10 protein-coding genes and 1 pseudogene are annotated in these 12,416 nt (G+C 54.2%); 7 read left to right on the top strand and 4 right to left on the bottom strand.

Annotated features, from left to right (window positions below; genetic code table 11):
• Positions 1 to 103: 103 nt before the first annotated feature.
• The 3 genes from LIO64_RS02465 to LIO64_RS02455 all read right to left on the bottom strand — a co-directional run bounded on the left by LIO64_RS02465 (position 104) and on the right by LIO64_RS02455 (position 2,250).
• Positions 104 to 616: a hypothetical protein gene (locus LIO64_RS02465; RefSeq protein WP_290547867.1), complete on the bottom strand. Its 513-nt coding sequence runs from the start codon at positions 614 to 616 to the stop codon at positions 104 to 106.
• A 173-nt stretch (positions 617 to 789) separates the two neighbouring features.
• Positions 790 to 1,785: a hypothetical protein gene (locus LIO64_RS02460; RefSeq protein ID WP_290547866.1), complete on the bottom strand. Its 996-nt coding sequence runs from the start codon at positions 1,783 to 1,785 to the stop codon at positions 790 to 792.
• Positions 1,786 to 1,947: 162 nt separating this feature from the next.
• On the bottom strand, positions 1,948 to 2,250 hold the full coding sequence (locus LIO64_RS02455; protein ID WP_290547865.1) for a hypothetical protein: 303 nt from the start codon (positions 2,248 to 2,250) through the stop codon (positions 1,948 to 1,950).
• A 164-nt stretch (positions 2,251 to 2,414) separates the two neighbouring features.
• Between LIO64_RS02455 and LIO64_RS02450 the strand changes: the two are divergent.
• From LIO64_RS02450 to LIO64_RS02420, 7 genes and pseudogenes are all read left to right on the top strand, one after another.
• Positions 2,415 to 3,755 (top strand): annotated as a pseudogene (locus LIO64_RS02450) (sugar MFS transporter); the annotation flags it as partial.
• 620 nt (positions 3,756 to 4,375) lie between these two features.
• The gene (locus tag LIO64_RS02445; protein WP_290547863.1) at positions 4,376 to 6,154 is read left to right on the top strand and encodes an L-fucose isomerase; all 1,779 of its coding nucleotides are present in this window, start codon (positions 4,376 to 4,378) and stop codon (positions 6,152 to 6,154) included.
• A 91-nt stretch (positions 6,155 to 6,245) separates the two neighbouring features.
• A complete protein-coding gene (locus LIO64_RS02440) occupies positions 6,246 to 6,602 on the top strand; it encodes a four helix bundle protein (protein ID WP_290547862.1) in 357 nt (118 codons plus the stop codon).
• A 52-nt stretch (positions 6,603 to 6,654) separates the two neighbouring features.
• Positions 6,655 to 8,079: an L-fuculokinase gene (gene fucK, locus LIO64_RS02435; RefSeq protein ID WP_290547861.1), complete on the top strand. Its 1,425-nt coding sequence runs from the start codon at positions 6,655 to 6,657 to the stop codon at positions 8,077 to 8,079.
• Between the two features lie 13 nt (positions 8,080 to 8,092).
• Positions 8,093 to 8,908 carry a class II aldolase/adducin family protein gene (locus tag LIO64_RS02430; RefSeq protein WP_290547860.1) on the top strand — a complete coding sequence of 272 codons (816 nt, stop codon included), beginning with the start codon at positions 8,093 to 8,095 and terminating at the stop codon, positions 8,906 to 8,908.
• 64 nt (positions 8,909 to 8,972) lie between these two features.
• Positions 8,973 to 9,506 (top strand): hypothetical protein, encoded by a 534-nt coding sequence (locus tag LIO64_RS02425; protein ID WP_290547859.1) that lies wholly within the window; start codon positions 8,973 to 8,975, stop codon positions 9,504 to 9,506.
• 202 nt (positions 9,507 to 9,708) lie between these two features.
• The gene (locus LIO64_RS02420; protein WP_290547858.1) at positions 9,709 to 10,236 is read left to right on the top strand and encodes a metal-dependent hydrolase; all 528 of its coding nucleotides are present in this window, start codon (positions 9,709 to 9,711) and stop codon (positions 10,234 to 10,236) included.
• 155 nt (positions 10,237 to 10,391) lie between these two features.
• Here LIO64_RS02420 and LIO64_RS02415 read toward each other — a convergent pair whose 3' ends face one another.
• A complete protein-coding gene (locus LIO64_RS02415) occupies positions 10,392 to 11,036 on the bottom strand; it encodes a PEP-CTERM sorting domain-containing protein (RefSeq protein ID WP_290547857.1) in 645 nt (214 codons plus the stop codon).
• Positions 11,037 to 12,416: the final 1,380 nt, after the last annotated feature.

Below are 12,416 nucleotides of genomic sequence, written 5' to 3'. Positions count from 1 at the left end.
GCATCATTCTTATCCGTCCATCGCGCCATTACCAGCGTGGTTCCTAGCACACCCCGTATTTTCAAGTCCAGCCCGGCCCGCTTTTCTGCAAAAAGACCAGAAGTCACTCTTTCTCCGCTCCGCCGGAAGGAGAAAGAGGCTGTATGGAAATTACGGGCCGCTCCGGAAAGGAGCTGGAATCCTTGTGCATGTAATAATGGGACCAGTGCAGAACAACCTTGTCGCCCGGCTTGAGCGCGGCAATCTGCTTCAGGATGGAGGCGTCCTGAAGGATGGGCTTGTGGCCCGCGTTCACGTCAACCATCAGTTTTTCCTGCTTTTCATCGCCATATTTGCCAGGCTTCCGGTAATCCAGGTACTTGATGATCCGGAAGGTGGCGAAGTCCTTGGGATGGTCGCATTTGTCCGGGCACAGGGACGTCCTGAACATGCACTTCCTGTGAATGATGCCCGTAAACTCGGCTTCCGCCACATGGTCGGAAAGCAATTCCCCGGAAGGAAGGGGCGCCTCCGGCGTACCGGAGGAAGCCGGAGGAAAGGCCACAAGACTTTCCACGGCGTGGGAAACCAGCCCACCAATCAGGAAAAGGCCAAAAACGGGAGCATACTTTATCATGCGTCCATGCTTAAACATCCCGCCAACGGGAGTCAAGCAGAAGCCCAGCCTTCCCCTGCATGCATCCGGACAAATTTCCGCAGAGCCGGGCAGCACAGCAGCTTCAATACCTGGAGGAAGACACCACCCTGTTCGTTTGGAGATCCGGACAAACAGGGTGGTGTTTTTAACGATCAGTTGCCGTCAATGCAGCCTTCACAGGACAATTCCTCGGTATTCTTGAAATCAGATGGAGCAATAAAGGAGGAACGATGTTCATTGAGCCAGAGAAGGGCTTCTTTCTGGGCTTCCCGGCTCCACAGGCTTTTCCAGTTTTTCTTATGGGTAAGAAGGCAGTACCAGACATAGGCAACTCTTCCCGTCCATATGATAAGCTCTATTTTTTCCTTGAGGGAAGAACATACACAACTGCCGTTTTCCGGCTGGGCTGTCATGGCCTCCCTGGCGGATTGCAGCAGGATGGTTCCGTGCTTTTCCGGATCGAAGACGTTTTCAGATATTTCCTGAATCATGAAATTCTCTTCATACCCGTCCGGGTCGGCGCCGGCGGCGTCCAATTCCCCGGCGTCCATTTCTTCAAGGGCTTCTGACAAAAGAGACCGTTCCCCGTCTCCGGCGCAAGCGTCCAGCGGGATGACCGGCTGTTTGTAGTGCAAGTGGTAGGACTCTCCAGCCTCTTCATAACACTTCGCTACAAATTGAGAACAAAATGCCGTCGGATGGCTGCCTTCCAGCAAAGAGCGCAATGCCTGGTAGGTAGACGCCAGCAGGCATATTGCGGCCCCGGCCGTCTCCCGGTCCCAGCGGAACCGGCAATACTTGGAAGTGACCAGAAGAAGCCCCAGCAAATAAATGCCGCCATACGGGAGTTTTTGCTGCAGGTATTTCCTGCCCGTTTCAACTACCGGGTCCAGCGAGGGGAGAACCCTGTTTCTATAGACATGGATGGTGCGCCCGGAAAACCTTTCCCGGGCCGGATTTTCCAGGACGGGATGTTCTCCGGTGGCTTCGAGGATGGTCTGTTTTTCCTCATCGGCATAAAGGGCGGCATGGCTTACATCCGAATTTGTCAGCAGCCCGATCAGGGAAGAAATGGTGTCCCCCTGCAACACGGAGAAAAGGAGGACGTCCCCCTTTTTCAACTCATTGATTGATAGTTCAGTCTTCATGGTGAATCATTACTACTTACGGATTAAGAGAAATAAGGAGATCCAATTGTTGCTGAACTTCTTTTTGCTCTTCCTTCACCTTGTTCTTGGCACCGCTTAACCTTTCCATAACATTATTCTGTTTAGTTGTTTAAATATATAAAAACTCCAATATTTCAACTATCACGATATAAAAAAATTAAAAATAATCAACAGGAGATTAAAAAAATAGGTATATTTTTCTAAGCAAATACATAAATCTAGAATGAAGCCTGTTTCTCCAGGTCCATTGCTACTCCTCCCTTCTCCTCTTCCTCTCCCTGTTTTCAATGCCTGGAACACTTCTTCAGGAACAGCACCCACTTTCCCGAAAATCGCGGTCCCTGTTCCTCTGGCATCCTGCATCTGCCCTATGCCCGTAATGGTGATATAGGAAAGGACCCGTCCTTGAATTCCTCGTTTGACAGGGAAGCGTATCTTCCACACGCAACCATGGAACATTTCAAGACGTTATTATTTTTTCACGGTCAGCTGTATATGGATATTTTCCAGCAGGCGCTCATTTGTATGGAAGAAAAATCAGATTCCCGGCTTCTCCCCTGTTTCCAGATTGACGCATCGTTATTCGTGTGAGAGATTAGAAAAAGCATATGGACACCAATCGTACCTCTACCGTGCCGATCGTACCCAAGCAGTACCGGCTGCCGTTTTTCATGCTGGTCTCCTGCTTTGCGCTGTGGGGCCTGCTGAATAATATGACGGACAACCTGGTCCCTGCGTTCAGCAAAATATTCATGATTAATGCATCCGAATCCGCAGGGGTGCAAATCTCCTTTTACGGTGCGTACGCGGTGCTTGCCATTTTTGCGTCCATTTTGTTGGAGGAATTCTCTTACAAGGCGGGCGTGCTGATCGGCCTGGGGTTCTACATGATCGGCGCCCTGTGCTACATTCCCGCCGCTATCGGCCAAAGTTTTGACATCTATCTGGTAGCCATCTTCGTCCTTGCCGGCGGCCTTTCCATTCTGGAAACCACCTGCAACCCCTTCGTGCTCTCCATGGGTTCCCAGGAGACCAGCGTCCGGCGCCTGAACTTCGCCCAGGCCTTCAACCCCATCGGCTCCCTGACAGGCATCTTCCTGGCCAAGTACTTCATCCTCGCCCACCTGAACGATGCGGACATGGACACCCGCAAGGCCATGGACCCGGAACAACTGAATGCCATCGTCAGCAACGAGCTTTTCTGGGTGTGCGTTCCCTATGTGGGCCTTGTCGCCATTGCCGCCGTCATCTGGTTCTTCTTCTGCCGTTACAAGTCTGATGACGAAAACGTTCCCACCCCGGAAAACACGCAGCCCCTTTCTTCCAAGCTCGGCCGTCTGGGCCTGTGCATCGCCTTCATCCTGATCCCCTTCCTGTTCCAGTACTACTCCACCTTTGAATTCAGCATGGTGCAGCAGATCCTTATCATGATGGTCGGCCCCATCGCCTTCCTGATCATCATGCCGGACTACCGCTGCCAGCTCATGAAACTGGTCAGGCTTCCCCGCTATTTCTGCGGCGTGGTGGCCCAGTTCTTCTACGTGGGCGTGCAGATCGCCGTCTGGACGTGGACCATCAAGTACATCATGTCCGTCTTCCCCGGCATGCAGGAAGCGGCCGCCTCCAATTACTACATCTTCTCCATCATCCTTTTCATCGCCTGCCGCGCCATCACCACGGCGCTGATGAAAAAATTCAACCCGGCCAACATGATGTCCCTCTTCGCCATTGCCGGCATCCTCTGCTGCATGGGCACCATTTACCTGCCCAAGGAAATCTCCGTCTGGACGCTGGTGGGCATTTCCGGCTGCATGTCCCTGATGTTCCCCACCATTTACGGCATTGCCCTGCGCGGCCTTGGTTCCGAAGTGAAGCTGGGGGCCGCCGGTCTCATCATGGCCATCCTTGGCGGCGCGGTCATCACCCCGTACATGGGCTCCTGCATTGACAACACCACGGTGAAAAACCAGGTGGCCTACTTTGAATCCATCGACCGCCCCCTGATCGCGCAGGCGGAAGCGGCGGACTCCCGCAAATCCCTGTCCGGAACCATGCTGGCCCTGTACAAGATGTCGGAAGCCAATCCCTCCGAAGGAGAAGAACAGGCCAAGATGGCCGCCAAGTTCCAGAAAAACCTGGATACCTTCCTCTCCCTCCCTTCCCTGAACGGAGAAGCCTTTGACCACGCGGCCAAATCGCTGCCCGGCTGTTCCGGCCTCAAACCTGAAGAACTGGCAGCCTTCAAGGCCAATCTGGGCCGTCTGCCCGCTCCCTCCGGCAGGGAACAGCAGATCCAGCAATTCTCCCTGATTCCGGCGCTCACCACGCTTTCCGGCAACCAGGAGGAAGTCCTGAACAACTTGATTTCCCACCCCCTGGACATGAAACAATTCCAGACGGCCCAGGAAAACTTTGTGGAAAAAGCGGTACGGTCATCCTTCTTTATTCCCATCATCTGCTTTGCCGTGGTACTAATCTACGGCTTCTTCTTCCGCAACACCCATCTGAAAAAGGAAGAGGAAGCGCCTGCCCAGGCATGAACCTCCTTCACCTCACCCATACGCAAGATATGAAAACAGCATTACCAACCATCGGTATCCGCCCCACGATTGACGGCCGCCGCCTCGGCGTCCGGGAATCCCTGGAAGATCAAACCATGAACATGGCCAAGGCGGCCGCGGCCCTCATTGAAGCCAACATCCGCCACGCCTCCGGAGAGCCCGTCAAGTGCGTGATCGCAGATACGTGCATCGGCGGTCCGGCGGAAGCCGCCGCCTGTGCGGACAAGTTCAAGGCGAACAACGTGGGGGTCTCCCTGGCTGTTACGCCCTGCTGGTGCTACGGCAGCGAAACCTTTGACATGGATCCCTTCACGCCCAAGGCCATCTGGGGATTCAACGGAACGGAACGCCCCGGTGCCGTGTACCTGGCCGCCGCCCTGGCCGGTCTGAACCAGAAGGGCTTCCCTGCCTTCTCCATTTACGGAAAAGACGTGCAGGACGCCACGGATACATCCATCCCGGAAGACGTGGCTGAAAAAATCCTGCGCTTCTGCCGCGCCGGCCTCGCCGTAGCCACCCTCCGCGGCAAGGGCTACCTCTCCATCGGCGGCTGCTCCATGGGCATCGCCGGCTCCATCGTGGACCAGTCCTTCTGGGAAAACTACCTGGGCATCCGCGTGCAGGCCGTGGACATGACGGAAGTGCGCCGCCGCATGGACCAGAAGATTTACGACCAGGAAGAATTCGACCTCGCCATGCAATGGGCCGACTCCGTCTTCAAGTTTGCGGAAGACAAGAACCGCCCGGACCTGAAGCTGGATGAAGCCGGACGCCGCAGGACCTTCAAGGAAAGCGTGCTGATGGCCATGATCTTCCGGGACATGATGCAGGGCAACCCCAAGCTCAAGAAAATCGACCGTGAAGAAGAATCCATGGGCTACCAGGCTATTGCCGGCGGCTTCCAGGGCCAGCGCCACTGGACGGACTTCTACCCCAACGGCGACATTGCGGAAACGCTCCTCAACTCCACCTTTGACTGGAACGGTCCCCGTGCGCCGATGCCCTTCGCCACGGAAAACGACTCCCTGAACGGGGCTTGCCTCCTCTTCGGCTACCTGCTCACCGGCCAGGCGAACGTCTTTGCGGACGTGCGCACCTACTGGAGCCCGGAAGCCGTAAAGCGCGTCACCGGCTACAAGCTGGAAGGCCACGCCAAGGACGGCATCATCCATCTCATCAACTCCGGCTCCGCCGCCCTGGACGGCTGCATGGCCTGCACGGACAAGGACGGCAAACCCGTCATGAAAAAGCACTGGGACGTCACCCCGGAAGACGCTAAGACCATGATGGAACAGGCCGTCTGGTGCCCGGCCAACCGGGAATACTTCCGCGGCGGCGGCTACTCCGTCCACTACGTCACCAAGGGCGGCGCCCCCGTCACGATGATGCGCCTGAACATCGTCAAGGGACTCGGCCCCGTCCTCATCGTGGCGGAAGGCTGGTCCGTGGACCTGCCCGCCAAGGTGCACAAGACGCTGGACGAACGTACTGATCCGGGCTGGCCCACCACCTGGTTCGCCCCGCGCCTGACGGGCAAGGGAGCGTTCACGGACGTCTACAGCGTCATGGCCAACATGGGAGCCAACCACGGAGCCTTCACCTATGGCCACATCGGTGCGGACATCCTGACGCTGGCCTCCATGCTGCGCATCCCCGTATACGCCCACAACATCCCGGACGACCAGATCTACCGTCCCTCCGCCTGGGGTCTCCACGGCACCGCAGAACCGGAAAGCGCCGACTTCCGCGCCTGCGCGAATTACGGACCGCTGTACGGCAAATATTAATCCTGACGCTGTCATCAGGGGGAAGGATCCTTCCCCCTGATGAAGCTGGATTAATATAAAAGACCAAATACGAATGATTAAAGACTAAAACATGAACGAAAGCGCCGCTCATGAAAAAAGTTTTGCCTTTTCCATTCGTATCGTCTCCCTTTGCCGCCACCTCCGCACCCAGCGGTGCGAGCAGGAGCTAATCCGGCAAATCCTGCGTTCAGGAACAAGCATAGGAGCCAATCTCGCTGAGGCCTCCTATGCCGTCAGCAAAAAAGACTTCTTCTCCAAAGTACACATTTCGTTAAAAGAATGTTCGGAAACTTGGTATTGGCTACGGCTTCTGCACGCCACTTCCAGTCTGACCGACCAGCAATTTGAAAGTTTGAAACAGGATTGCCTGGAACTGATGCGGCTTCTTACCGCCACGACAAAAACCCTTTCCGGTCAAAACCTCTGATTTCATCCCTCTTTTTTCGTAGTTAATCTTTAGTATTTAATATTTTATATTCATGTATTCTCTCTGCTTGGACTGCGGCGCCACAAACGTGCGCGCCATGGTTGTGGACGAAAAAGGCGTCATTGTGGGGAAGGCCTCGCAGCCGAACGCCACGCTTCCCGGTGAGGAAAATCCGGACTTCCATGTCTGGGACGCCGACCGGATTTTCAAACAGCTTTCCGAATGCGCCGTGCAGGCCCTCCAGGGCCTGGATGTGGAAAAGGTGAGGGCGGTGACCGTCACGACCTTTGGCGTGGACGGCGCGCTGGTGGACGCCTCCGGCAACCAGCTTTATCCCGTCATCTCCTGGAAATGCCCCCGCACGGCGGAGGTCATGAAACACATCGGCAACTATATCCCCCAACAGGAACTGGAGCGCATTTCCGGCGTCGGCGCCTTTGCCTTCAACACCATTTACAAGCTTGTCTGGCTCAAGGAAAACCGTCCTGAGCTGCTGGAAAAGGCCCATGCGTGGCTCTTCATCTCCAACCTCCTGGCTTACAAGCTCACCGGCGTCATGGCTACGGACCGGACCATGGCCGGAACCTCCCAGCTTACGGATTTGGAAACGGGAGACTTCTCCACCTTCATTCTGGACCACCTAGGCCTGCGCCGCGACCTCTTCCCCCCCACCGTGGACGCGGGAGAAACCATCGGCATCCTCACGCCGGAAGCGGCGGCAGGCATGGGCATCCCCGCCCTGGCGGGCGTTCCCGTCATCTCCGCCGGGCATGACACCCAGTTCGCCATCTTCGGCTCCGGAGCGGACAAGGACCAGCCCGTCCTATCCTCCGGCACCTGGGAAATCCTGATGGCGCGCTCCGCACAGGCCCACCTGACCCCGGAAGATTATGCGGACGGATCTACGGCGGAATTCGACGCGGAACAAGGGCTGCTCAATCCGGGCCTGCAATGGCTCGGCTCCGGCATCATTGAATGGGTGAAATCCACCTGCTTCCCGGGTGAATCCTACGACACCATGGATGCGGAAGCGGAGGTCATCCCTCCCGGCTGCGACGGCGTCACCATGGTGCCGGACTTCCTGGCCTCCGGAGACCGCAAAGGCTCCATCAACGGGCTGGTGCTGGGCAGGACGCGCGGCCACATCTACCGCGCCGCCATGGAAGCCCTCACCTGGCGGCTGAAATCCCGCCTGCGCCGCCTGGAATCCGTAGGCGGATTCAAAAGCGAATTTCTCCTCCTGGTGGGAGGAGGCGCCAGAAACAGCATCTGGACCCAGATGCGCGCGGACATCCTCCGGATTCCCGTGAAAGTCTCTGAAGTTTCGGAAAGCACCGTACTGGGTGCATCCATGTTTGCCTTTGCGGGCGCGGGGGTGTACTCTACGCCGGAACAGGCCAGGGACGCCTTCGGCATCACCTACCGGACCTATCTGCCGGGCCCCCAGGAGGCCGCTTACGAAAAGCTCAACCATTAACACGCAACTATATATGTCAGAAGACTGGTCAATCTCCCCTCCCCTCCCGGACAAAGTGTTCCCGTGGGAAAAATACAACCCCGTCACGCGGGAGGAAGTGAATGAATTCTTCCATTCCCCGGAAATCCTGGTCATCAAGCAGCGCATGTGCGATATAGGCCGCCGCCTGTGGGACCGTGAATATGTGGACGGCAACGGAGGCAACATCTCCGTGCGCGTGGCGCAGAACCTGCTGCTCTGCTCCCCCACGCTGTGCTCCAAGGGATTCATGACGGTGGAAGACATCTGCCTGGTAGACATGGACGCGCGCCAGAAAGCCGGCATCCGCCCCTCCACCAGTGAGGTGAAAACGCACATCGCCATGATGAAATCCGTGGGCGTCAACTCCTGCATCCACGCCCATCCGCCGCACTGCAATGCCTTCCTGTTCGCCGGACAGGTGCCCCCCTCCGGCATCAACCCGGAAGCGGACATCTTCCTGGGCCACATCCCGCTGGCCCCTTATGGAACGCCAGGCTCTCTGGAAACGGCCCGGGCCGTGGCGGAAGCGGCCAAACAATCCACCGTGGTCTTCATGGAAAACCACGGCGTGATTACCGGAGCCCGCGATGTGGAAGAAGCGGAATGGTTCATGGAAAACGCGGACGCCTACTGCCGCATGGTGCTGATGGCCGGCCTGCACAAGGCCCCCCTGAACCAGGTGGGACCGGAAGGCGTGGCGGACTTCCTCGCCATCCGCAAATCCATCGGCTATGCCGTCCCGGAAAACCAGCCCCTGTATAATACGGAAACCTACGCCGGGTACAAGCTTGGTAAATCCGGCAAGTAACTCTCTTCAACGGGGCGGCTGATTCAGTTCAACCGCCTCGTTTTTTACCCCTTCCCCCCACCCTATGACCTCTTTCACCATTTTTACCGCCGCTGCTTCCCTGCTGCTGGCAGCCGTAACAACCAACGCCGGAGAAATTTCCCCTTCTTCCGGAAACATGGAATCTCCGGTTCCCGATCCTCCGGGCGAGAAAATCAATTTTCTTACCGCATTCAAATACATGGAAGCAGGCGACGGCACGGAAGAACTCGAGTTTGACTGGATAGTAGCGCCGCCCCCAGAGACGGAACAGGATTCTTCCCTTCCCGAGCCCGGGGAAATGACGGCAAAGAACGTGCACCGGGAAAATGGCGCGCGCACTACTTCCGTCCACTGGATCATGAAGATGTTCCCTGCTACGTCATCCTCCGAGCTGAAAGACTTAATCAAAGCATTTATTACTGAAATGGATCCCGATCGCCATCAGGTCAGAAGCAATACGGAAGAACTCGAATTTGACTGGGTAGTGGTCCCGTTCACAGAGCAGGAGCATCGTTCTTCCCTTCCCGGCCCCGGGAAAATGCCGGGAAAAGAAAAGGACGCAGAAAACGGGGACTAAATTAGAAACATGTTGTTTGCCCCCGGAATGCCTTTTAACAATTTGATTGGCCCCATTCCTGCCGGCATCAATTCCCGGTGAGATGATCACCGGGAATTGATGGAATCAGGAAGAGTCCCCATATGGGAGAGAAGAAAGGATTTTTTCTCTTTTTCCAAGCGAGGCCCCAATCCTCTTTCACCCCCTCCCTTATTAAACGGCCATGTTCATCGCCCATCTTCCCGCCGGCTATTTACTGGCCAGAACCCTCCGCTTCCGCACTCCCGGAAGGAAAGCCGCCATGACCGCCGCCCTGCTGGGCGCGATTGCCCCGGATCTGGACCTGGTTTATTTTTATACCGTGGACGCGCGCCAGCACCACCATCATTCCTACTGGACACATTACCCTTCCGTCTGGATCGGGCTGATGCTGGCCGCGTGGGGCATCAGCCGCTTCAAACGGTGGCGCGGCGGTGGAACTTGGATGTTCATCTTTTCCATGAGCGGGTTCCTCCATATCCTGCTGGACGGCATCGTGGGGGACATTCCCCTGCTGGCTCCCTGGTCCATACGCTTTTACGCCCTGGCCACGGTTCCGGCGCAATATCATCCCTGGTGGCTCAACTTCATGCTCCACTGGTCCTTTTTACTGGAACTGCTGATCATTGCCGTCGCTGCCCGGATCATGGTTTCCGGCAGGAAAAAATCACAACTTTCCCCTGAAACCGCCCCTCGCGGGGAAGAACCGTGAATCATGGGCATTCCCGCCGTTGCGGAACAACAGCGGCATTCTCCCGTTCCCCGTTAAAGCCGCCTTATGGAAAGGGCTTCTCCTAGAACTATAAGCGCACCGGCGCGGAATAAACCGCACGGGTGCGCTTTGGCAGGTAAGGTTGCCTTTCCGTTTCAGCGGCGGCGTCTGACCAGCAAACCGCCCATGCCCAGAATGCCCAGCAGGGAAACGGAGGGCTCCGGGACAGATTCGTTACCAGTCACGTATTCTACATACAACTTCTTGCCGTCTGCGTCGTAAACCAGTTTATATTTGCCCAGATCATCAGAGGAAGCAGTCAACTCCGCATTCTGATCATAAAGGGAGGCGACCTCTCCGGAGGTGAAACTCACGTTGAATTTGGAAAAATCAAACCCTAGATCTCCGCCATTCGTCCCGAAAGACATCAACTCCCTGCGCTGGATGGAAAAATCCCCTCCCCCCAGGATATCCAGGGTTCCATTGAAATTAAAGTAGGCGCTGGCCGAATTGTTGAAATTGGCCTGAAACTCCACGGAACCCTCACTGCCAAGATTGAACGTTATCGGCTGCCGACCAATTTCAGGAGCGCCATTCTTGTAATCTCCCCATACATTGTTGGTGAAAATCAAGCCGTTTGCAGAGCCGATCGTGAAGGAGGAACCCCACCACTTTGCATCATTGAGCGTCACAGTCAGGGAGCTTCCGGCCTCAATATGAACGTCCATTCCATAGAAGGTATTCACTCCAAAGTTATTTCCCACCTTGACGTTCATATCCCCATTGTAGCCTATATACATGGTATCTCCCGTGGCGGGAGCGGCGGATGAGACAGGACCGGAGACAGTTCCCGTCCTCCAGTTTCCAGCCGTTTCCCACCAGCCGTCATTAGGACCCGAATAATACAACGATGCACCGGAAGAGAGGGAAACAGTGCTGAATAAAATTGCTAACGCAGTAAAGGCAACTTTCATACATGCAAGAATTAGCGGATTACAAATCCGGAGAAAACCAATGCCGCCACAAAAAACGCGCATGACAGATAACATGAGGACGATAGGAGCGGCAGGAAAAATTTGTTGATTTTCATCATCCCTGTGATCCAGATGTTCCTATTTACCCTAACAAACTTTTCCCCAGATTTTTTCGTTGACTCCGGATTTGTAATCCGCCTATACGAGCATGATTCAACTACTATTCCCTTAAGAATCATCAAGAAAGCTTCATCTGATTCCTGTTTTACCTTTTGGATAGCAATCGGAAGGGTCACTCTCCGGACCTGCTCCATATGTCCTTTTATGCCTATCCGTGGTTCTGGTACGGCATCTTCTCTAGCGGCGCCATCTCTTTATGTACTGGTCTTTTTTGCTGGAACTGGCGATCATGGCCATTTCCACATGGATCATTGGCCTCCTGAAAGAGAGGACCCAGTCCATTCTCCTTCACCCAAAAGTTGAACTCCAACCGAAATTCCTCCTATCCTTATCTCATTAAAAAAAGTAAAAGTAAAATTCAAAAAATCATATTATCTTCCCATTCCATTTTTTTGCGTATAGAATCATATTATCATAGAATAAATTGATAATTAATGCTAATTACATTCCCTCCCTGTCAGATTCAACTTGAATTCGGGAAAATCACCTCTTCTGGAAATATCCGTATTGCCAAAAATACTGTTGCCGTTAACCGGACGACATAGGTTATTTTACTTGAATCAAAAGAAAAATTACCCATAAGCCAGCCACTTTAATAAAAAATGTTATACAAATATCTCATTGCTTGTATTTTATAATACGGAAAAAAGCAATAAAATCGGAAATCCGTCTCTCCAGGCAAGGAAAAACCGGATTCACCTTATGGAAATTCCTCTGAAAAAGCACAAAAGGAACATTCAACTTACAGGCCTTTTCTTCATGGTAAACAGCAGCAAGTCTCATATGGAAAATGGTAATAATTTACTGAATTTAAAATATCCGGAATTCTCTACCGGAACATGAAAGTCGTAAAAAATGGGAGGAAACAGACCGATTTTTTCAGCTTTCAATGTAACCGAAAACTGCCTGTTTCGAAAACGTTCTTTTTGCCAATATTTCTTATTTTTTTAAAATATTGACTACCAATTAATTTATAAATACATAAAGGATTTCAAACGAACAATAAATGAACGGATTCACAATCCG

The organism is Akkermansia sp., from assembly GCF_020860705.1.
Taxonomy (GTDB): domain Bacteria; phylum Verrucomicrobiota; class Verrucomicrobiia; order Verrucomicrobiales; family Akkermansiaceae; genus Akkermansia.
This window is presented reverse-complemented; position numbering and strand designations above follow the sequence as displayed.

Excerpts from the sequence above, each read along its gene's own strand:
- LIO64_RS02415 (WP_290547857.1), bottom strand. The coding sequence starts at position 11,036 with ATGTATATAGGCTACAATGGGGATATGAACGTCAAGGTGGGAAATAAC.
- LIO64_RS02460 (WP_290547866.1), bottom strand. The coding sequence starts at position 1,785 with ATGAAGACTGAACTATCAATCAATGAGTTGAAAAAGGGGGACGTCCTC.
- LIO64_RS02430 (WP_290547860.1), top strand. The coding sequence starts at position 8,093 with ATGTCAGAAGACTGGTCAATCTCCCCTCCCCTCCCGGACAAAGTGTTC.
- LIO64_RS02445 (WP_290547863.1), top strand. The coding sequence starts at position 4,376 with ATGAAAACAGCATTACCAACCATCGGTATCCGCCCCACGATTGACGGC.
- LIO64_RS02440 (WP_290547862.1), top strand. The coding sequence starts at position 6,246 with ATGAACGAAAGCGCCGCTCATGAAAAAAGTTTTGCCTTTTCCATTCGT.
- LIO64_RS02425 (WP_290547859.1), top strand. The coding sequence starts at position 8,973 with ATGACCTCTTTCACCATTTTTACCGCCGCTGCTTCCCTGCTGCTGGCA.
- LIO64_RS02465 (WP_290547867.1), bottom strand. The coding sequence starts at position 616 with ATGATAAAGTATGCTCCCGTTTTTGGCCTTTTCCTGATTGGTGGGCTG.
- LIO64_RS02420 (WP_290547858.1), top strand. The coding sequence starts at position 9,709 with ATGTTCATCGCCCATCTTCCCGCCGGCTATTTACTGGCCAGAACCCTC.
- fucK (WP_290547861.1), top strand. The coding sequence starts at position 6,655 with ATGTATTCTCTCTGCTTGGACTGCGGCGCCACAAACGTGCGCGCCATG.